Source organism: Pseudomonas sp. S5F11, assembly GCF_019641515.1.
Taxonomy (GTDB): domain Bacteria; phylum Pseudomonadota; class Gammaproteobacteria; order Pseudomonadales; family Pseudomonadaceae; genus Aquipseudomonas; species Aquipseudomonas rhodesiae.
Genome location: NZ_JAIFJZ010000001.1, coordinates 1,895,259 through 1,915,867 on the forward strand (window position 1 = coordinate 1,895,259; position 20,609 = coordinate 1,915,867).

The following is a 20,609-nucleotide window of genomic DNA, read 5'->3' on the forward strand; positions in this document are numbered from 1 at the left end:
GATCGCTCCGAGTTATTTGTAGGAAGACGCGTAGATATAACACGGATAAAACCATCAGGCTGGGTTCACCGGCCCGCGATCCCCCATAAACGCTTCCAATCGCGAACGCACCCAACGCTCGGCCGGGTCGGTGTCCACATGGCTGAGCCAGACCATCGACAGATCCAAGGTCGGCGTTTCGAACGGGAATGGCTCGCAGAACAGATTGCCTGACACGGCCATGGCCTCGGCGGCGTAGTCCGGCAGGCTGGCGATCAAGTCAGTGCCGGCCAGCAGCGCTGGCAAGGCGCTGTACTGCGGCACCGACAGCACCACCTGACGCTTGCGGCCGATTTCCGCCAGCCACTCATCGGCGAACCCCGACACGTTGGCGGTGTGGGACACCAGCACATGAGGCCGTGCGCAATATTCATCGAGGGTCAGCGGCGTGTCCGAGGCGTCGGCGCGCAACAGGCGCGGACGGATATGACGCAACAATTTGCGCTTGGCATTGGCCGGCAGGCCACGGGTCTGGGTGATGCCGACGGTAATGTCGCCGGATGCCAACAGATCGGGAATGCGCCAGTAGTCGACATGCTGCACCACAAACACCACCTTCGGCGCTTCCTGGCGCAAGGCGCGCAGCAGCGGCGGCAACAGGCCGAATTCCACATCGTCGGACAGGCCGATGCGAAACGTCATGGTGCTGATGGACGGGTCGAAATCGTGGGTCAGGCTCAAGGCCGACGACAATGAATCCAGGGCCGGTGACAGGTGCTGAATGATTTCCTCGGCCCGCGCAGTTGGCTCCATGCGATGGCCAACGCGAATAAACAACGGGTCGTTAAACAGCGTACGCAAACGGTTGAGCGCCGAACTGATGGTGGGTTGGCCCAGAAACAGCTTCTCCGCCACGCGCGTGACGTTGCGCTCAAGCATCAGTGCTTCGAAAACCACCATCAGATTGATGTCGGCCTTGCGTAATTCATTGCGATTCATCGCGCCTGCCCTTTGCCCTAGACGAGCCGCAGTGTAGAAAGCGCCGCGGCGGGCGTCTATGCGCATTGCCGCCAAACACACCGGCAGGTCGGTACCCGCCGGTGCTGGTCAGGCCGGGTCATCAGGGTTTGAGCGGTATTTCCTGATCTCGCTCGGACAGCTCCGTGCCATCGTCGGGATGTTTCCAGGTCTGCGGTTTTTCCTCCTCGTGGCGCTGCCGGGGCTGCTCCTGCTCCGGTTCATCGTGGTGCTTCGGTTCATTGCCCATTGTCACCTCCCCTCCCAAGAATTGGACACAGCTACAAGCATAGAACAGGACAAAGGGTTTGGCCGCCTTCTTGATTGATAGCTATGACGCATCAATAAATCCAAAATTTTCACTTATCATTTCTAAATGTGTCAGCCACTATCCCAAGTCTTAAGCGAAACAAGCACTTTAAAAAGAACGCTGGAGACACAACACCATGACTAGCTCAACCCGGCCTGACTCTGCCCGCTCCAAAGTGGGCGCGGTATTGCGCGTTACTTCGGGTAACTTCCTCGAACAGTTCGACTTCTTTCTGTTCGGCTTCTATGCCACTTACATTGCTGCCGCGTTCTTCCCCGCCGCTAATGAGTTTGCGTCATTAATGATGACCTTCGCCGTGTTCGGCGCAGGCTTCCTGATGCGACCCCTGGGTGCAATCGTTTTGGGTGCCTATATCGATGACGTGGGTCGCCGCAAAGGCCTGATCGTGACGCTATCGATCATGGCCAGCGGTACGCTGTTGATCGTGCTGGTGCCGGGCTATCACAGCATTGGTCTGTGGGCGCCGCTGCTGGTGCTGCTCGGTCGCCTGCTGCAAGGCTTCTCGGCCGGCGCGGAACTGGGCGGTGTGTCGGTGTACCTGGCCGAGATGGCCACGCCGGGCCGCAAAGGTTTCTATACCAGCTGGCAATCGGGCAGCCAGCAGATCTCCATCGTGGTCGCCGCCGCGCTGGGTTATGGCTTGAACGTGTGGATGGAACCGTCGGTGGTGGCCGACTGGGGCTGGCGCATTCCGTTTGCGGTGGGTTGCGTCATCATCCCGTTTATCTTTGTACTGCGTCGCAACTTGCAGGAAACCGAAGAATTCGCCAACCGCAAGCATCGCCCGACCATGCGCGAAGTGCTGGCAACCCTGGTAAAGAACTGGACCGTAGTCATCGGCGGCATGCTGATGGTGGCCATGACCACCACTGCGTTCTATCTGATCACCGTGTACGCACCGACCTTCGGCAAGACCGTGCTGCAACTGAGCACTTCCGACGCACTGCTGGTGACCTTGCTGGTGGCCATCTCCAACTTCGTCTGGCTGCCCATCGGCGGCACTCTCAGTGACCGTTTCGGTCGTAAACCGGTGCTGATCGCCATGACTGCGCTGACCGTGCTCACGGCCTATCCGGCGTTGTCCTACGTGGTCAACGCGCCGAGCTTTGCGCATATGCTGGAAACCCTGCTGTGGTTCTCCTTCCTGTACGGCATGTACAACGGCGCCATGATCCCGGCGCTGACCGAAATCATGCCGGTGGAAGTGCGCGTGGCGGGTTTCTCTCTGGCCTACAGCCTGGCGACCGCGATCTTCGGCGGCTTCACCCCGGCGATTTCCACCTGGTTTATTCACATCACCGAAGACAAAGCCTCGCCAGCCTATTGGATGATGTTCGCCGCGCTGTGTGCACTGTGCTCGACCCTGGCGCTGTACCGCCGCGCCAACGCCCGTGGTCAAGTGATGCAGGGGGCCGTGTGATGAAATCAATGTTCAAAACCCTGACCGCCCTCGCCCTCGGCGCCCTGGCACTAACGGCCCAGGCCGAACAGCTCAAGGTGATGACGTCCGGCGGCTTCACCGCAGCTTATAAAGTGCTGGGCCCGCAATATGCCCAGCGTAGCGGCGACACCCTCGACACTATTCTCGGCCCATCCATGGGCAAGGCGCCGGAAGCGATTCCCAACCGCCTGGCCCGCGGCGAGCATGCCGACGTGGTGATCATGGTCGGCTATGCCCTGGATGAGTTGATCAAGCAAGGTAAGGTGGACCCCGCCTCACGGGTAGAACTGGCCGACTCGCGCATTGGCCTGGTGGTCAAGCGAGGGCAGCCAAAACCGGCGATCGGCACCGACGCCGAGCTAAAGGCTGTGCTCAGCAACGCCAAGTCCGTGGCGTATTCCGACAGCGCCAGCGGCGTGTATGTGGAAAAAGAGTTGTTCAAGAAACTCGGTATGCCGGCCAAGGGCACCATGATCGAACGCCTGCCGGTGGCCGAGCAGGTAGCCAAGGGTGATTACGATGTGGGCTTGCAGCAGGTGGCGGAACTGTTGCCGGTACCGGGCGTGACCTTTGTGGGCAAGATCCCTGAAGACGTGCAATCGGTGACGCGCTTCGCCGCGGGCATTTCGGTGAACGCCGAGCACCCTAAGCAGGCCAAGGCGCTGCTGCAGTTCCTTGCCTCTCCCGAGGTGCAACCGGCGGTGCGGGCCACCGGCCTGGACTCAGTGTCACACTGACCGAAACGGCATCTCGCGCACCAAGCGCTCCAACTCCAGCGCCGCTGGCGGCAAAGTCCGCCCGCGGCGCTTGATCAAGCCCACATTGCGCATCACCTGCGGCTCCACCAGCGGCACGCTCACCAGAATCGGGTGCTCGCACGCTGGCATCGCAATCGACGGCACCATCGCTACCCCCAGCCCCGCTTCTACCAGCCCGATCATGGTGGTCACGTGGTGGGTCTCGCAAATACTCAGCTTCTTAACGCGCACGCCACGCAAGGCCTGGTCGAGCAGAAAACGATTGCCCGAGGTCTTGTCCACGCTGATGTAGTCGTGCTCATAGGCTTCGGCCCACGTCACGCTGGCGCGTCCGGCCAGCGGATGGTCACGCCGGCACGCCAACACGTAGCGCTCTTGCAACAACAGTTCGAACTCCACCTCATCGGCCAGGCTGCCGCTGAAACTCACGCCGAAATCCGCCTCGCCGCTTTCCACCGCACTGCACACCTCGCCGGCACTGGCGTCGAGCACCCGCAGACGAATCTTCGGGTAGAGCTTGTGGAATTCGGAGATCACGTGAGGCATGAAGTAGTACGCGGTAGAAGGCACGCAGGCGATGGTGACGTTGCCCATGCGCGTCGATGCCACGTTGCTGATACCCATCAGGGCGAGGTCCAGGTCGTCGAGCATGCGTTCGACCTGCGGGAGAAAAGCGCGTCCCACCATGGTCAGACTGACGCGCCGGGTAGTGCGCTCGAACAGCTTCACGTCCAGCGCCGATTCGAGCTTTTCGATGCGGCGGCTCAAGGCCGGTTGCGAGATGCGGATCGCCTCGGCAGCGCCGCGGAAACTGCCTTTGTCCACCACGGCACGAAAGGCCTGAAGGTCATTGAGATCGAAATTGATAATCACGGGAAACACTGGCCGACTAGGGGGGGCGATCTATAGTACCCGAGGGCCATGAACGTGGCGCGACGCACTTTGTAGACATCCCCCGGAATAATTAGCGTAAACCGTTTCAAACCACACATTTTGGTATAGATTGCGCGCAGCATATAACAGGCATCCAGGAGCTTTCCCATGGCGACACTTCACGCGACTACCGTTCAGGCGCTGCAAAGCAACAAACTCAGCTTGTTGACCACATGGATCGAAAGCCTCGAAGCCTCGGGTGCCACCCGCAACGTCAAGGAAGCCGACCTGAAACAACAGGCCAACGACTTCCTGAACACCCTGATTGCAGCCCTGGAACAAGGCGGTTCGCAGAACGTTAACCAGGAGAACTGGGCCGAAACCCGCGTACTCCTGGAAAAGCTGTCCCACAGCCGCGCACTGGTCGGCCAGGACTCGCAACAAACCGCCAGTTTCATCTTCGCCCTCAAAGGCCCGCTCTTCGCCCTGCTGCAACGCGAATATGCCGAGCAGCCAGCGCAACTGGCCGAACAGCTATGGGAAATCTCCGAGCTGCTGGACGCCTTGGGCATGCACACCATCCGTACCTTCCAGAAGTCCCGCGAGCTGGTGATCAAACGCCAGCAGGAAGAACTGCTGGAACTGTCCACGCCGGTGGTCAAGTTGTGGGACGGCGTGCTGGCCCTGCCGATGATCGGCACCCTGGATTCCCAGCGCACCCAGGTGGTGATGGAATCGCTGCTGCAACGCATCGTCGACACCGGCGCGGAAATTGCGATCATCGACATCACCGGCGTGCCGACCGTCGATACCCTGGTGGCCCAGCACCTGCTCAAGACCGTGACCGCCATTCGCCTGATGGGCGCCGATTGCATCATCAGCGGCGTGCGTCCGCAGATCGCCCAGACCATCGTTCACCTGGGCCTTGACCTGCAAGGCGTAGTCACCAAGGCCAATCTCGCCGACGCCCTGGCCCTGTCCCTCAAGCGTCTGGGCGTGACCGTGACCAAGGCCGTCTGACCATGGAACGCATCCCGATTTTGCAGATGGGCGAGTTTCTGCTCGTGACCATCCAGGTGGATATGCACGACCAGCTCGCGTTGACGCTGCAGGACGACCTGTCCGAACGCATCAACCGCACCTCGGCGCGTGGGGTATTGATCGATATCTCGGCGCTGGACATGGTCGACTCTTTTATCGGCCGCATGATCGGCACCATCTCCGGGCTCTCGCGGATCATGGATGCACAGACCGTGCTGGTGGGTATGCAGCCGGCAGTGGCCATTACCCTGGTGGAGCTGGGCATGACCTTGCCTGGAGTCGCCACCGCACTCAATGTCGAACGCGGCATGAAGCTGTTGCGCGAGCGGGTAGAAAACTCATGACCCTGGCCAGCAATGGCACTCATCCCGTGCTGATCGAACAGGACGTTGTGCTGGCTCGACAACTGGTCCGCAAACTGGCCCAGGATTGCGGCATGCGCCTGATCGACCTGACCAAATTGGTCACGGCCGTCAGTGAGCTGGCGCGTAACACGGTGGTCTACGGCGGCGGCGGGTATATGGATTGGGAAATAGTCGAGAAAGACCTGCGCTCCGGCGTTCGTCTGACGTTTCGCGACGAAGGCCCAGGCATTCCCGATATCAAACTGGCGATGACCGACGGCTGGACCTCCGGCGGCGGGCTCGGCCTGGGGCTGACCGGCGCCAAGCGCCTGGTGGACGAATTCGAACTGGATACCGCACCCGGCCAGGGCACCCGCGTGACGATCACTCGATGGTCCTGAATATTCCCAGCGCCCTCACGCAGGTGTTGTTGATCGAGGATGTGAGCCAGATTGGTCACGCCCGACGTACCGCACAGAAACTCGCCGAACACTTGGGCTTCGACGAAACCGACGCCGGTCGCGTGGCCCTGGTGGCCACCGAACTGAGCAGCAATATCCTCAAGCATGCCGCCCACGGCCAATTGCACCTGCGCGCCACCGGCAACGGCGGTGTGGAGATGATCGCCGTGGATCGCGGCCAGGGCTTTGACCTGGACAGCTGCCTGGTGGACGGGTTTTCCACCGGCGGCACCCAGGGCATCGGCATGGGCGCCATTTCACGGGTGGCCCAAGTGTTCGATGTGTACGCCGACCCACGCGGTACGGCGATGCTCGCGCGCCTGTATCCGAGAGCCTCAACGGCCAAGGACATACGTTACGGGGTCAGCCAACACTCCCTGCATGACGACCCGGCCTGCGGCGATGCCTGGCACCTGGCAATTGAACCCGGCCGCTTCAGTGTGATGGTGGCCGACGGGCTGGGCCATGGCAGCGAAGCCGAACGCGCCGCGCGGGACGGCGAACAGGTGTTCGCACGGGGCGCCTTTGACGAAGCGACGCTGCTGATGGCAGATATGCACGCCGGCATGAGCGGTACCCGTGGCGGTGCCGTGGCCGTGGCGCAATACAACGCGGCGACCGGCAGCCTGCGCTTTACCGGCGTGGGCAATATCGGCGCCAGCCTGATCGGCCCTGGCAAGTCCCGCGGTCTGGCGTCTCATCCAGGCATCGTCGGCGTGCAGTTTCGCAAGGCGCAGCCATTCGACTACGCTGAGGTCAGCGGCCAGCTGCTGATCTTGTTCAGCGACGGCCTGCAGTCACGCTGGAACCTGGCCGACTACCCCGGGCTGACGCACCGCCACCCGGCTTTGATCGCCGCCATCCTGCACCGTGACTTCTGTCGCGGCCGGGATGACGTCACCGTTTTCGTGATTGCCCTGGAGGCCATCGATGGCTGATACCACTGCCTCGCTCGCCGCAGAAGTCCAGCGCTTGCGTCAAGAGGCCGATGCGCTGCGCGCCGAATTGGACGAGACCAACCAAGGCGTGCTGGCGCTGTATGCCGAGCTGGATACCCAAGCCGATCAACTGCGCCAGGCCTCGGACCTCAAGAGCCGCTTCCTGTCGTATATGAGCCACGAGTTCCGCACGCCATTGGGCTCGATCCTGAGTATCACCAGCCTGCTGGACGATGAACTCGACGGCCCACTCAGCCCCGAGCAACACACCCAGGTGGGCTTTATCCGCAGCTCGGCGCGAGAACTGCGCGAGATGGTCGACGATCTGCTGGACCTGGCCAAGATCGAGGCCGGGCGCATCAGCATCTCCCCGGCCTGGTTCGATATGTTCGACCTATTCTCGGCCCTGCGTGGCATGTTCCGGCCGATTGTGGATGCGTCGTCGGTGGACCTGATCTTCGAAGAGCCCGCCGGCCTGCCCAAGCTTTATACCGATGACAAAAAGCTCGCGCAGATCCTGCGCAACTTTATCTCCAACGCGCTGAAGTTCACGCTGCAGGGCGAGGTGCGGGTGTCGGCGCGCATGGAGAACGAGCGGGAGATCCGCTTCGCGGTGCAGGACACCGGCCTTGGCATCCCCATCGAACTGCACAGCAACCTGTTCGAGGATTTCTCGCAGATCGACTCGCCGCTGCAAAAGCGCCTGCGGGGCACCGGGCTGGGGCTGTCGCTGTGCAAGCGCTTCGCCGAGCTGCTGGGCGGCCGGGTTGGGGTAGAAAGCACGCCCGGCGTGGGTTCGTTGTTCTTTGTGGTCATTCCCCTTTCCATCGCCAACGAGACCGTCGATGAAACGTGACATCCAACTGCTGATCGTCGACGACAACGCCGCCACGCGTTACGCCCTGCGCCGGCGCCTGGAGAACCATCACTACCAAGTGCTGGAGGCCGGCACCGGTCAGGACGGCCTGGACCTGATCGCCAGCCGTACCATCGATGCGCTGATCCTGGACGTCAACCTGCCGGACATGAGCGGCTTCGACATCGTGCGCGGCCTGCGCGCTGACCCCGCCACCGCGTTGCTGCCGGTGGTGCATGTGTCGGCGGCTTCGATCGAGACCGGCGATATCATCACCGGCCTGGACGCCGGCGCCGACGCGTATCTGATCCACCCGGTGGACCCTGAAGTACTGCTGGCCACCCTGCGCACCTTGTTGCGGGTCCGCGACACCGAGTACGCCTTGCGCGAGAGCGAGGCACGCTTTCGTGAGATTTTCTTCAACATCAGTGCGCCTATCGCAGTGATGGACGCGCAGCTCAAAGTCCACGAGTGCAACCACGCCTTCGCTCAACTGATTCACGACAACCTCAACCCGGACGCTCTGCTGGAATGCTTCGCCGCAGATCAATTGGCCGTGATCCAGGAGCTGTGCCTGCGCCTGGCCGCTGGTGAACGCTGGAAAGGCACCTTGCTGATGAAGGTCGACGACCAGTTGCGCGAGACCGAGTGGCAGATTTCACCCTACCGCCGCGCCGGCCTGAGCCTGGTGTTTGTTGAAGACGTGACCGAGCATCGCCATCGCGAACGGCATCAACAGGCCGAACTGGCCAACGCCGCGAGCCAACTGGCGCGCACCGAAGCCCAATTGCTGCAGGCGCAGAAGATGGATGCGCTGGGCAAGCTCACTGGGGGTATCGCCCACGACTTCAACAACCTGCTGACCGGCATCATCACCAGCCTGGAACTGATCAAAAAACGCATCCAGAGCCAGCGCACCGAAAAAGTACTGGGCTATGCCGACGCCGCGCTGAACTCCGCCCTGAGCGCCGCCGGGCTGACCAACCGCCTGCTCGCATTCGCGCGCCAGCAGCCTCTGGATACGCGCCCTACCGATATCAACGCGCATATCCGCTCCCTGGAAGAGTTGCTGATGCGCACCATCGGCGAGCACATCGCGCTGAATCTGGAGCTGACCAACAACCCGGCTGTGGCGATGGTGGACCCGATTCAACTGGAAAGCGCTGTGCTCAACCTGGTGATCAACGCCCGGGATGCCCTGCCACAAGGCGGGATCATCTGGGTCACCACCTACCCGGCGTATTCCACCGGTAACCCCAAGCTGGAAAACGGCCCGTACATTGCCCTGTCGGTACGCGACAACGGTGTGGGCATCGAACCCAGCGTCATCGACAAGGTGTTCGACCCGTTCTTCACCACCAAACCGGTGGGCCAAGGCACCGGCCTGGGCCTGTCGACTATCTACGGGTTCGCGCGCCAGTCCGGCGGCGACGCACAGATCCGCAGCGTGACCCGCCAGGGCACCGAAGTGACCATCATGCTGCCCGCTGCCGACGGTCCTGCGGCCCAGGCCATCAAGGTAGAAGCATTGCCAGGCATGGGTCACGGCGAACATATCCTAGTGGTCGAAGACATGCCGTCTGTGCGCGGTTTCGTGGCCGAAGTCCTGATGGATGCGGGCTACCGCTGCAGCCTGGCAGCGGACGGCGACGAGGCCATTGTCATGCTGCGGGCCGATCCAACAATCAACCTGCTGCTTACCGATTTCGGTCTGCCCTACATGACCGGTCGCGAGCTGGCGGACCACGCACGGGGCATGCGCGAGGAGCTACCGATCCTATTTATGACCGGTTACGCCGAAAACGCGGCAAACCGACAGGATTTTCTCGGCGAACGCATGGACCTGATCACCAAGCCATTTCATATCGATCAATTGCTGGAAAAAATCCGCCAGGGGCTAGAACCGTCCAAACCTGGGTCCTCAACCTGATTTTTCAGACAATAACTGCGTAGTCTGGCGCATTTCCAAGGGCGGTGAACCTGTCAAGAATGACAGTACCGCCGGTCTTGTGGCGCGTTGACGCCCAGACTCATCGGAACTTTGATTATGGATACCGTCGTCAGGTCGACTCGACTGACGGTAGACACCAAGGCTTCGAGGATATGAGCAATGAGCGACAGACAACACGGCACTGTGAAGTGGTTCAACGAAACCAAGGGCTTCGGCTTTATTAGCCCCGAGAGTGGGCCTGACCTGTTCGTGCATTTCAGAGCGATTATGGGCACCGGCTTCAAAACGCTGACCGAAGGGCAAAAGGTCACTTTCGAGGCTGTGCAGGGACAGAAAGGCATGCAGGCGGACAAAGTCCAAGTCGAAAAATAACCCCCACACGCTTACCGGCCACAACCGGCCACGTATTGCACTGAAAAAGGAGAACGGCCATGCCCATTGAAACTCCACAGACTGCAATTCCCACCAGCAACGAGACGATACCCTACGGCGAGCAAGAGGTTTTCTTCAGCTATAACGGTGAGCCGGTACTGCGTCCTGGGCAAGTCGTGACCTACGAACGGGTCAGAGGTCCGGGCGGTGAGTGGCAGGCGATCAATATCGAGATCGTGAAGGACGTCACCGTGAACTAGCGCAAAAACACCCCACGAACCAGCGGGTCACTTCATCGTTGCCACTGACCTGCACGGTCTGGGTCAGTTCGCCCCGAGCGACGCTTGCGCGGCGCGCATCGACTGGCCCAGCGGACCGAACATACTGCGCGTCAACAACCAGGCCAGCACCACCGTGCTCAAACCGGTCAGAAGCACAACCCCGAACACACTGTTGCGCAAGCGGCTGTATTGAGCCTCGGCCGCTTGGCCTTGCATTCTTGCTCTATGATGCACAGGTACAAAACTCCAGGGGGAGGCTGATGTGATGACTGCTGGTTTTAATCCGTTAGTGCATATCGATTGGAAAACCCCCGGCGGCGAATGGCTGTCACTGCTGCCACCTGTCTACCCCCACATCAGCGTGTTTTCCGGCGCGGCCTTCGAAACGCTGCTGGATGAACTCTGCAATGAAATGCCCGAGGTGTGCTTCGAAGCGCTGGCCACTGCACTGGCGCGCGAAGGCTTCGACCTGTGGAACCTCGACGCGGGGGGCGACGATTACCGCCCGGTGATTGTCCCCGCCAATCAGCGCGAACGGTTTACCCAACATTGGTGCGGACAGAAGACAGCCCTGCATTTCAAGCCGACACTCATCCAAGCGCAAACACCGCCCGCAGCCAAGCCCAAACGCAGCAAGCTCCAGTGGCTGCAGGACGTACATGAATACCCAGGCCCGACGTATGTGCACGAAGGCAACTATCGCAACGGCTGGGCCGCGATCACTGAGCAGGAGGACGATAGCTGGTTATGCTTCCTGATCGATTACAACGCCTGGCCGCCTACCGAGCAGGACATGCTCGAACTCCGCAAAGACGGCGTGGACGGCGCCGATCTGCAACTGATCGATGCCAACGTTCAACGCAGCCTGTGGAAACGTCAGGTAACGCGCGGCGCGTACCGTTCGGATGATCGCTATCAGTACGAGATCCGCAAGGGCAACAGCGTTGAGGTTTTCGGCCCCGTCGAGACGCAATGGCCGGCGTTTGAAGATCCCTGCGTGGTGGTCGAGGATCAAGTCTTCGAGCGTCAACGCCTCTACGAACCCGAGGCATTGACGCGGATCTGGCGCATCACCGCGCAGACCAGCGAGATCATTTTCGAACACCCCGATGAACTGACCCTCCTGCCCATCGGCCCCAACCGTTTGCTGTTTATGCAGCACAACGGCCCGTGCTGCTGGATTTGGAGTCAATACCTTACACAACCGGTCACCATTGCCGCCAAACCGATGCCGGCTGAAGCCTATCAATTGCGCGCAGCCACCGCTTACCTGGGAGGCGATGAGGTGCTGTTATTCAGCGAAGGCGCGCGCCCCAACCCCGAACACCCCGGCTACCAGGAAAGCGTGCTGCTAGCATGGCGCTTTAACTTCGTCACCGGCACCAGCACCCAGGCGGTACTGGACGGCTTCGGCAGCGAAGTGCGCCAGGACACGCGCCTGCTGGTCACTCAGCCCAAGCAAGTCATCACCCTGCGCACCTTTCACGGCCGGTTGGACGTTGCCCGTGGCCACGGTGATTGGTGGGTCTGGAGTTATCACACGCAAACCTTCGGCACCCACACCTTGGCGTGGTTGTGGAACCAGTGCAGCAACGATGTATTGAAACTGTCCTCCAAGGACATCCCACGGGTTAAACCGCAGATTCGTTACGTGGCGGCGCAGGATAGGTATTTGGCGTTCGAAACGGAATATGTCGCGCGGCTGCCGCAGTTTGCGCAAATGGCGCAGGCTTTGGGGAGTGAGGGGCTAGTGTTTAAGTGAAGGACGCTGGTGCTCGCACTGGATAAAACCCACCTCTAAAATGAAGCCATCGGAAACGCAAAAGCCCCTGAAAGGATTAAACCTTTCAGGGGCTTTTGGTTATTCAATAATGGCGGAGAGATAGTCCGCCCAATCAAAATCCACCAACAACCGATAAAACTCCGCAGCCCTTTATTTTAAAGGAAATCTCAGCCTATCATCGTCTCATAACATCCATCAACATCCGTCACCTTCCTAGCCTTTGTGGGGGGACAGATGGGGGAACAAAGCTTATAAAGGATTATTCCCATGGGAAAGCTGACAGCTAAGCAAATTGAAAATCTGACGACACCGGGCACCTATGAGGACGGGGATGGCCTACGTCTCCTGCTCAAGCCCAATGGGAAGAAATACTGGGTACTGCGCTTCCAGCTTTCCGGAAAGCGCAGGGAAATGGGATTAGGCACCTATCCTGCAATCGGCCTGAAGGAAGCTCGGCAAAACAGTAGTGATAAGCGCCGTTTACTACGCGATGGTATTGACCCCTTACAGGCTCGTGATGACGAGCGAGCGGCGCAGGCGACCGCTGAGCTGCAACGTAAAAACAAATCCATCACGTTCAAGGACGTGTCCACCGATTACATAGAAGCTCATCGTACTGGCTGGAAAAACGTCAAACACGCCCAACAATGGACGAATACACTGTCTACTTACGCCGCGCCGGTCATCGGCGAACTCGCCACAAACCAGATCACTACCGAGCACATTCTCGATATTCTAAAACCCATCTGGGGCAGCAAAACCGAAACAGCTAGCCGGGTTCGTAACAGGATCGAACTAGTGCTTGACGCCGCAAAAGCACGTGGACTGCGAGACGGTGAAAACCCGGCACGCTGGCGTGGACACCTAGACAAGCTGTTACCACCGAGCTCCAAGGCTAAACGTACCCAAAACCACCCGGCATTGCCTTACTCGGAGTTAACTCGTTTCATACCAGCACTTGATAGTGTCGAAGGACAATCCGCTTGCGCACTCAAAATGACGATTCTCACTGCCTGCCGAACCAGCGAGGTTCTTGAAGCCGACTGGAGGGAGGTTGATTTGGAAGCCAAGCTATGGACGATTCCAGCGGTGAGAATGAAAGCGGGGAAAACTCATACCGTGCCTTTATCTGATGCGCTTATCGCACTGCTCAAAGCTCTCCCACGAATCAAAGGTAGCTCGTTGCTGTTCCCAGGGGCTCGTAAAGGTCGCCCCATTAGCAACATGGCCATGTTAATGACTTTGCGTCGCATGGACCAAAAGGATCTGGCAGATGGTGGCAAGGGCTGGCGCGATAGCAATGACAAAGTCATTACTGCTCACGGGTTTCGCAGCACATTCAGGGACTGGGCGGCTGAATGTACACCCCATGCACGCGAAGTCTGCGAGATGGCTTTGGCTCATGTTGTCGCCAGCGGTGCTGAGGCGGCCTATTGGCGAAGTGAGTTATTGGAAAAGCGCCGTGTATTGATGGCTGACTGGGCCGACTTTGTGACACGCAACGCAAATGGGCCTGCCATTCTTTAGTAAATATGGCGCTGAAGTGGATGGTTCTCGAAAGGCGTCAGGTAGATACGGCATTCGCTCAATGGCCAGTGCTATGTAAACGAACACGGCTAGGAGCCGGAGCTAATCGAGGTAGCGCTTGCCGATCTCGATAAAGATGAGGTTCGAAGCACCTACAATCTTGCGAACCACATTGATTGAGCGCAGACGACCAAAGTTGGCTTGGTGGAGTGATCATATTGAGGAGGCCACTACTGGCAACCTGCCTGTGTCAGCTACCCAAAAAAATTCGACTTCTTCCACAGTATCGGTCAAAAGCTGTCTATTGCAGAATTTTAGACTTTCTGAAAGGTACTGGGTGACATACCGAACTCGCGTCGAAACATAGCCGAAAAGGCACTGGGGCTCGAATAGCCGGCATCGAGGGAAACCTCCAATACGCTCTTCCCTAGCGCGAGGTTTTCAAGGGCTACGAACAGCCTGACTTGCTTGCGCCACTCGCCGAAGCTGATGCCTATGTCCGCCTGAAACCAGCGCTGTACGGTTTTCATGCTTATACCCAGAAACTGCGCGCACTCCGCCAGGCCCCAGTCCAGGGTCGCGTTAGCTGAAATTGCACGGCACAGGTCCTTCAGCCTCTCGCTGCCGGGAGTCGGCAAGAGTCTGGAGCTCCGGGGTGCGGCGACAAGCTCCTCGACCAGAAGCGCCATCAGGTGATAGTCACGACTCTCCTGTGCACCGTGCGCGGTCACGAGCAGGACAGCAGCAATCAGCTCCTGCAGTAAGGTCGATATTCCCATCAGCGTACATGCAATGGGCAAATCTGCTGACCGCTCGCCACTGAGATAGATGGTTCTGATCCTCGATGTTCCGATAGCGCGCGTCCAATGGGGTTCATTGGCAGGAATCCATAGACCCTGGCCACCCGGCACCACCCAGCAACCGGCATTTGTCGTCACAGCCAGAACACCTGCAGGCGCAAAAAGAAGCTGTCCTTCCGAATGCTGGTGGGTGCTGATGCGTGTGCCACTGGAAAGATCAAGGGCCAGCGTATAGATGCTTTGGCCCGGATGCTGCCGAGCAATCTCGGAAATGGAATGTCCATAACTCGACGGTGCGCGCCCCTTATGCGTTAGACGGGTTACCACCAACTTAGCATGATGGAAAGCCTCATTGCCCTATCTGCGTGCTAATCATCGTGAACACAAGCGTCGACTCTCAGAACCAGATCTCGCTGGAAATACTAGCCCAGCTCAAGCGCATTGCCGACTCGCTCGAACGTGCTTACCCACTCAACGCGGAATTCTCGCTGCAGTCCGACATCATCGCTTATCAATGGCGATACAGGGCACACCGGGGCGTTAGTCACGCGGTATTGCTGCCGGTTAAGCATCCGGGCCTGATAGATTTTCGCCAGTTGAAAAAACGTGGACCGTCAAATTCAGCTGATAAGAGACAACACGCAAAATTTCATTTCCGGGAAACCTGCAAACAACGTGTTGCTGACGGGTTCCCGAGGCACGGGCAAGTCCTCGTTGGTCAAAGCCTGCCTGAACGAATTCCATGGCCAGGGATTGCGCCTGATCGAGATCGATAAGGAAAACATCGGTGACCTGCCCGAGGTGATCGACCTGGTCAGTGGCCAGCCCGGAAAGTTCATTCTCTTCTGTGACGACTTGTCTTTTGAAGAGGGTGAGATCGGCTACAAACGGTTGAAAACCGTACTGGATGGCTCGATTACCGGGCAGTCCACGAATACCTTGATCTACGCGACCTCTAACCGCCGCCACCTGATTGCCGAAAAGGCATCGGATAACCTGTCCAGAACCCGAGGGGAGGACGGCGCCCTGCACCCAGGAGAAGAAGTTGAGGAAAAGATTTCCTTATCCGAACGCTTCGGGCTGTGGATTTCCTTCTACAGCTTCTCTCCAGACGAATATATCAATGCCGTCAATCAATGGCTCATGACCCATGGGGTCCCCGAGGAAGCCGTTGAAGAAGCGCATATTCATGCGAACCGATGGGCCACTCAACGAGGATCGCGATCGGGGCGCATTGCATCGCAATTCGCCCGTGACTATTGCGCAAGACTCAACAGCCAGAAGCAATGATGAGCAAGCAGGCAATTACGCGCTAGTTGGCGGCATTCAGGCACCGCAACCGCACATCAGTAACGTGAAGACGCTGTAACCCGAGAGGCAGGAGACTTTTTTGCAGTCGTCATCCTGCCAAACCTTGATCAAGATTTGAGGAGTGATTCGATGGAGAGCCGAATACAGCGACCTTTACTGTCCAGGCATCATTGTTCCCCGGTAGAAGCCAGGCTGCTCAAAGCGCTCCGGGCCTTGAACTGGAAAGGCGCCTGGCCGAATCAAGCTGGATTCTTGCTCGAGGAACTGGGGGTAAACCCGGAGTATAATTTTACATTCGCCCGGCTCATGAAATCGATACGCGAGCACGCTCCCGACTTTGAGCTCCTCGGCCCAGATTCACCTTTTGTTTCGCAAAATGAACTGGAGTTGCTGGGAGCGTTGAGCTCATTTTTGCGAAAGAAATCCCAGCGGCAGGACGAGGCAGCGCCGGCCCAATTGCCAGAGGCGATGGCGACATTATTCGGTGCCTGCGGGATGGCCCTGCGTATTGGTGGAGTGACCATGAAATCCCGGCCCATACCCGCATTCAAGTCACTTCCAGACATGGAGGTGACTGCACGCCCCCTGCATCACCACCCCCGTTTACGCCCGGCGAAAGTGGTGGAAGTACTCGAAGTTTCACCCCGGCTGCGACGGATAGTCGTTACCGGTGTCAGCCTCTTCGACTTCCCGGAAGGAAAGCCAGGCCATTGGGTCAAACTGTTCCTTGAAGCGAGCAATGACGCGGTTCCGGTGGGCAGAGCGTATAGCATCCGTGCGTGGGATGCCGAGCGTCGCCGCATGACCTTTGACATGGCATTACACGGTGGTGGGCCAATGTCCCAATGGGCTGCGAATGCCCGCGTCGGTGATCGCCTTTCCATATCCGGGCCGCGAGGAGGCTTCGTCGAAAATCCCCCCAGAAGCTGGCTGCTGCTTGCAGGCGATGAATCTGCACTCGCAGCCATCCAGGCAATCATGGCCAAAACCACGCCTGAAAAAGAGCTCCATGTTTTTATTGAAGTGGGCAGAGAGAGCGAGATTATAGAGTTTCCGGCACGGCCCAACGCCGTAGTTCGATGGCTATTTCGCGATGCCGGTAACCTTGAGACTTCCTCGACCATTTACGACGCAATCCGCAGTTCACCGCTCCCGAATCAGTCCGGCGGGGCTTGGGTGGCCGGTGAGTCTGGCGTCGTCAAAAAGATTCGACAGCATCTGCTCAGGGAGCGGGGATTCAATCCTGAAGATGTACAGGCAGCGGGGTTTTGGAAAAGAGGAGAAGTGGACTTCAAAGACCTAGCGGTGGGTTAACCACTGCGTTAGCAACAGAGCGCCGAGCTGCCCCCCATTTTTCCTAACTCAGAAACGTAGATATCTGAATCACTTTGACCAAAAGCCACCCTTCACTACTTGATACCTCCCGCCGTTTTACGGGTTAAGAGCGTTTTGAAAGCAAATATCCAGCGTATCGTTAGACTTAAATGGCATAGGTAAGTAGGTGTGTCTAGGTATGCAGGGTGGCCCCATCATGCAAATGATTGTTGCCAAGGCGGTTGCCTACTATGAAGCGTCTTACCTCCTTCCGCGACTATGCCATCCAGGCAGCCCCCCCCCCCAAAAAAAACGGTTGGCGGCACACATGGCATTTAGTGAGGTGAGGGGCGTGTACGGATGTGATCGCGATAGCAAAGAGCTGCCGGGCTTGAGTAGCGAGATGTCGTGAGCGCAGCAATTCACTATTTGCTTCCATTGCTAAGGCCCTTGGGGCTGATGTTCTTGCAGTTAGTGCATCATATGCGGCTGATTGCCATCAGTAAACGATGCTGGGCGATTTAGGCTGCAGCACACAATCTTCTCACTTTGTGTGATAGATGATTATGTTGGCCCTGTCCGGTGCCTTGTACTTAGCAAGACACCGCAGCCCCCTGATCGTACCGATGTCCGGTTCACCATTTGGGATCGTACTTAAGACGAATAGGTGTTTTGTCAGACGTCCGTTACTGCCTTGCCCTGAGAGGCTGCTTCTGGCCCAGAGTGTGTAAAAACACTTCCGTATCGTGGATGCCTCAGCCCAGCGCAGCCAGGCGAGTCGATTGGCCACGTATTTGCCACGATCAGCATCGGTAACGCTCCGGAGCGCTTATGAAGCGTTTTAGCGCAACCTGGAGCAGCAAAAGCCGGAGGTTTTTACGCCGCTATTGCCTTCAACAAGCCTTCGGCACCGATGATTCTCATGACCCGCTTCATGTTGTAGGCGAGCACATTTAGACTCATCTCCGCGCTGACGCCGGCCAGCCTACGCGTGAGGAAATGCGTGGATCCCATCCATTGTTTGAGCGTCCCGAAGGGATGCTCAACAGTGCGCTTTCGGACTCGCATCATGTCCGGCGCCTGGTTCAGCCGGTTCTGCATTTCGTCTAGCACGGCTTCATGCTCCCAACGCCGCACTCGTCGCTGCTTGCTCGGCGTGCACTGAGTTTTCAGGGCGCAGCTTTGGCAGTTCGAACTCCAGTAGCAGTGCATGTTCAGGCCTTTCTCGACGCTGGAGAAACGCCAAATCAATGCCTCGCCAGCCGGGCAAAGGTATTCATTTTTAGCTGCGTTAAAAACGAAGGCATCTTTGTTGAAACGCCCGTCCGCTTTAGCTCCTGAAGTCATCGACTTGGGTACATAGGCGGTAATTTTTGCATCATGGCAGGCCAGGATTTCCTCGCTTTTGAAGTAGCCTCGATCAGCCACGACGGACAGCGTTTCTGAACCAATGGCTTCCCGCGCCTGCTTCGCCATCGAGCTGAGTTGGTCGCGGTCAGAGCCAACGTTCGTGACCTCGTGAGCAACGATCAAATGGTGCTGGGTATCGACCGCCGTCTGTACGTTGTAGCCGACGATGCCATTGCCACGCGTCATCATCGAGCGGGCATCGGGGTCGGTCAGTGAGACCTGTTTGTCTGGAGAGTCGTTGAGCTGAGACTCGATCACCTGAAGCTCTTTCATCTGAGCTTTGAGCTTGGCGATTTTCTCTTCCAGGCGCGTAGCGTCTGGCTCAGCGGCGCTTGGCACTTGCCGATCAGCTGCATCAAGGGAGGTCAGGTAACGGTTGATGCTCGACTCGATTTCTCCCATTCGCCGCTTCAGTTTGGCGCTGGTGAAATTGCGGTCGCGGTTGTTCACTGCCTTGAATTTGCTGCCGTCGATGGCCACCAGGTTTTCGCTAAACAACCCCAACTGCTGGCACAGCACAACGAACTGGCGGCACACGCCGCGAATGGCTTTGCTGTTGTCTTTTCGGAAGTTGGCGATGGTTTTGAAGTCGGGCATCAAGCGCCCGGTTAACCACATCAATTCGATGTTGCGCTGGGCTTCTCGCTCAAGACGTCGACTCGATTGGATGCGATTGAGGTAGCCGTAGATATAGATCTTCAGCAGGATCGCAGGGTGATACGCAGGTCTGCCGGTTTCGGCGGGAATGACGCCATCAAAACCCAACGAGGCCAAATCGAGTTCATCGACGAAGGCATCAACCACCCGTACCGGGTTGGAATCGCTGACGTAGTCGTCGAGCCTCTCGGGAAGTAAGGTGCTTTGCCCTCGGTGCTCACCCTGGATAAACCGTTTCATGGGCTTCCCTTGCGATGAAATTCTCAGAAATCATAGCAAGGGTATGTCCGGGCGTTTTTACACACTCTGGGCCAAAAGCGGTCATATGCGATCCATAAAAGTGCTCACTAAAGGGGGAATCATTTACTAGGTCTTTAATTGATTGCACCGATCAGACGGCCTCACTATTCCCGTTATGCTATACGTCAGCACGGCCCGATTTTTGTGTCGTTTGGGGAGAGAACCCTGGTGTCCGCCAGGTGAGATGAAGCATTAAGGTTGCACAAAATGCGAAGGGCAATCCCACCCACAGCGACACTTTGTAGGCCAGCAATACTCCCGCTGCGCCACCAACGAAAGCGGCTAGAACGAAAAAGCCGGCGTCTGCCTTTTCCGTTTCCGGTCGAATAATAAATTTTAGTAAGTCATGCATCTGTAATTTCTCTACAGGAGTGTCTCTGCATTGCCTTGATAAGCCTAGATCTCATCAACCGTCATTGACGCGAGTAGTTTTCTCTCGGTGTCATTGGGAATTAGCCCTGTCGTCTCCGCGAGCAAGACAGCCAGGCCGCTACTGTTGGTCACAATTACCTCGGCTTGAGCCCGATTGCCCTCATCGATTCCCATAATTTTCCACACGCAGGTAAGCTCATCCCCCATATAAACGGGGCGCTTGAAGCGCAAACTCATGGAGGTAGCCAACCACCCCAACTGCCCTCCGATCTCTGTGATCAATGTCGCCGTCAGCAAGCCATGAGCGATGACACCATCAAAGCCTTTGGCCTCTGCATACACGGCATTGGAATGCACTGGGTTGTGATCGCGAGATAGCGCTTCAAACTGGACGATGTCTGCGTCCGAAAAAGTGCGTTTGATTTGGAAAGTATCGCCTTCCTCAAGTCCCTCAATTGCCTTCTGGCGTAGTGCGTTCATTGACATCTCCGT

Annotated in this window: 21 protein-coding genes and 1 pseudogene; 15 read left to right on the top strand and 7 right to left on the bottom strand. The window is 58.1% G+C overall.

What is annotated here, in order from left to right; genetic code table 11:
• Positions 1–54: 54 nt before the first annotated feature.
• Entirely contained in the window at positions 55–978 is a 924-nt protein-coding gene (locus tag K1567_RS08365) for a LysR substrate-binding domain-containing protein (protein ID WP_034096422.1), read from the bottom strand.
• Between the two features lie 121 nt (positions 979–1,099).
• A complete protein-coding gene (locus tag K1567_RS08370) occupies positions 1,100–1,246 on the bottom strand; it encodes a hypothetical protein (RefSeq protein ID WP_169867479.1) in 147 nt (48 codons plus the stop codon).
• Between the two features lie 196 nt (positions 1,247–1,442).
• On the opposite strand from K1567_RS08370, the gene K1567_RS08375 reads away from it, so the two are divergent.
• Together K1567_RS08375 and K1567_RS08380 are read left to right on the top strand one after the other, a co-directional pair.
• Complete coding sequence (locus K1567_RS08375; RefSeq protein WP_034096420.1) at positions 1,443–2,747, top strand: MFS transporter; 1,305 nt, start codon at positions 1,443–1,445, stop codon at positions 2,745–2,747.
• Entirely contained in the window at positions 2,747–3,505 is a 759-nt protein-coding gene (locus tag K1567_RS08380; protein ID WP_220698344.1) for a substrate-binding domain-containing protein, read from the top strand. Before K1567_RS08375 ends, K1567_RS08380 begins: the two co-directional genes overlap by 1 nt.
• Here K1567_RS08380 and K1567_RS08385 read toward each other — a convergent pair.
• Positions 3,497–4,399 carry a LysR family transcriptional regulator gene (locus tag K1567_RS08385; protein WP_034096418.1) on the bottom strand — a complete coding sequence of 301 codons (903 nt, stop codon included), beginning with the start codon at positions 4,397–4,399 and terminating at the stop codon, positions 3,497–3,499. The genes K1567_RS08380 and K1567_RS08385 overlap by 9 nt on opposite strands.
• Positions 4,400–4,567: 168 nt before the next feature.
• Here K1567_RS08385 and K1567_RS08390 point away from each other — a divergent pair, with 168 nt between their 5' ends.
• The 8 genes from K1567_RS08390 to K1567_RS08425 all read left to right on the top strand — a co-directional run bounded on the left by K1567_RS08390 (position 4,568) and on the right by K1567_RS08425 (position 10,622).
• Positions 4,568–5,419 carry an STAS domain-containing protein gene (locus tag K1567_RS08390; protein ID WP_034096417.1) on the top strand — a complete coding sequence of 284 codons (852 nt, stop codon included), beginning with the start codon at positions 4,568–4,570 and terminating at the stop codon, positions 5,417–5,419.
• 2 nt (positions 5,420–5,421) lie between these two features.
• Positions 5,422–5,784 carry an STAS domain-containing protein gene (locus K1567_RS08395; protein WP_034096416.1) on the top strand — a complete coding sequence of 121 codons (363 nt, stop codon included), beginning with the start codon at positions 5,422–5,424 and terminating at the stop codon, positions 5,782–5,784.
• Positions 5,781–6,185: an anti-sigma regulatory factor gene (locus K1567_RS08400; protein ID WP_034096415.1), complete on the top strand. Its 405-nt coding sequence runs from the start codon at positions 5,781–5,783 to the stop codon at positions 6,183–6,185. The genes K1567_RS08395 and K1567_RS08400 overlap by 4 nt, the downstream gene beginning before the upstream one ends.
• On the top strand, positions 6,176–7,183 hold the full coding sequence (locus K1567_RS08405; protein ID WP_082136187.1) for an ATP-binding protein: 1,008 nt from the start codon (positions 6,176–6,178) through the stop codon (positions 7,181–7,183). The genes K1567_RS08400 and K1567_RS08405 overlap by 10 nt, the downstream gene beginning before the upstream one ends.
• Positions 7,176–8,039, top strand: coding sequence for a sensor histidine kinase KdpD (locus tag K1567_RS08410; RefSeq protein ID WP_034096414.1), 864 nt, complete (start codon positions 7,176–7,178; stop codon positions 8,037–8,039). The genes K1567_RS08405 and K1567_RS08410 overlap by 8 nt, the downstream gene beginning before the upstream one ends.
• A complete protein-coding gene (locus K1567_RS08415; protein ID WP_040267596.1) occupies positions 8,029–9,969 on the top strand; it encodes a response regulator in 1,941 nt (646 codons plus the stop codon). The genes K1567_RS08410 and K1567_RS08415 overlap by 11 nt, the downstream gene beginning before the upstream one ends.
• A 180-nt stretch (positions 9,970–10,149) precedes the next feature.
• A complete protein-coding gene (locus K1567_RS08420; protein WP_034096412.1) occupies positions 10,150–10,362 on the top strand; it encodes a cold-shock protein in 213 nt (70 codons plus the stop codon).
• Positions 10,363–10,421: 59 nt separating this feature from the next.
• On the top strand, positions 10,422–10,622 hold the full coding sequence (locus K1567_RS08425) for a cold-shock protein (RefSeq protein WP_034096411.1): 201 nt from the start codon (positions 10,422–10,424) through the stop codon (positions 10,620–10,622).
• Between the two features lie 63 nt (positions 10,623–10,685).
• Here K1567_RS08425 and K1567_RS08430 read toward each other — a convergent pair whose 3' ends face one another.
• A complete protein-coding gene (locus K1567_RS08430; RefSeq protein ID WP_213549040.1) occupies positions 10,686–10,859 on the bottom strand; it encodes a hypothetical protein in 174 nt (57 codons plus the stop codon).
• Positions 10,860–10,908: 49 nt separating this feature from the next.
• Between K1567_RS08430 and K1567_RS08435 the strand changes: the two genes are divergently transcribed.
• The 3 genes and pseudogenes from K1567_RS08435 to K1567_RS27495 form a co-directional block, all read left to right on the top strand.
• Positions 10,909–12,405: a hypothetical protein gene (locus tag K1567_RS08435; protein WP_213549038.1), complete on the top strand. Its 1,497-nt coding sequence runs from the start codon at positions 10,909–10,911 to the stop codon at positions 12,403–12,405.
• A gap of 288 nt (positions 12,406–12,693) precedes the next feature.
• Positions 12,694–13,953, top strand: a complete 1,260-nt coding sequence (locus tag K1567_RS08440) for a phage integrase central domain-containing protein (RefSeq protein WP_220698345.1) — start codon at positions 12,694–12,696, stop codon at positions 13,951–13,953.
• Positions 13,947–14,320 (top strand): annotated as a pseudogene (locus tag K1567_RS27495) (hypothetical protein); the annotation flags it as partial. The gene K1567_RS08440 and the pseudogene K1567_RS27495, both read left to right, overlap by 7 nt.
• Here K1567_RS27495 and K1567_RS08445 read toward each other — a convergent pair.
• On the bottom strand, positions 14,268–15,080 hold the full coding sequence (locus K1567_RS08445; RefSeq protein WP_220698346.1) for a helix-turn-helix domain-containing protein: 813 nt from the start codon (positions 15,078–15,080) through the stop codon (positions 14,268–14,270). The pseudogene K1567_RS27495 and the gene K1567_RS08445 overlap by 53 nt on opposite strands.
• A 279-nt stretch (positions 15,081–15,359) precedes the next feature.
• Between K1567_RS08445 and K1567_RS08450 the strand changes: the two genes are divergently transcribed.
• Positions 15,360–16,043 carry an ATP-binding protein gene (locus K1567_RS08450; RefSeq protein WP_310794495.1) on the top strand — a complete coding sequence of 228 codons (684 nt, stop codon included), beginning with the start codon at positions 15,360–15,362 and terminating at the stop codon, positions 16,041–16,043.
• Positions 16,044–16,277: 234 nt separating this feature from the next.
• Positions 16,278–17,378 (top strand): siderophore-interacting protein, encoded by a 1,101-nt coding sequence (locus tag K1567_RS08455; protein ID WP_220698347.1) that lies wholly within the window; start codon positions 16,278–16,280, stop codon positions 17,376–17,378.
• A gap of 876 nt (positions 17,379–18,254) precedes the next feature.
• Here the strand turns inward: K1567_RS08455 and K1567_RS08460 are convergent.
• Together K1567_RS08460 and K1567_RS08465 are read right to left on the bottom strand one after the other, a co-directional pair.
• A complete protein-coding gene (locus tag K1567_RS08460; protein WP_034097281.1) occupies positions 18,255–19,685 on the bottom strand; it encodes an IS1182 family transposase in 1,431 nt (476 codons plus the stop codon).
• A 456-nt stretch (positions 19,686–20,141) separates the two neighbouring features.
• Positions 20,142–20,597 (bottom strand): MaoC family dehydratase, encoded by a 456-nt coding sequence (locus K1567_RS08465; RefSeq protein WP_220698348.1) that lies wholly within the window; start codon positions 20,595–20,597, stop codon positions 20,142–20,144.
• Positions 20,598–20,609 lie beyond the last annotated feature (12 nt).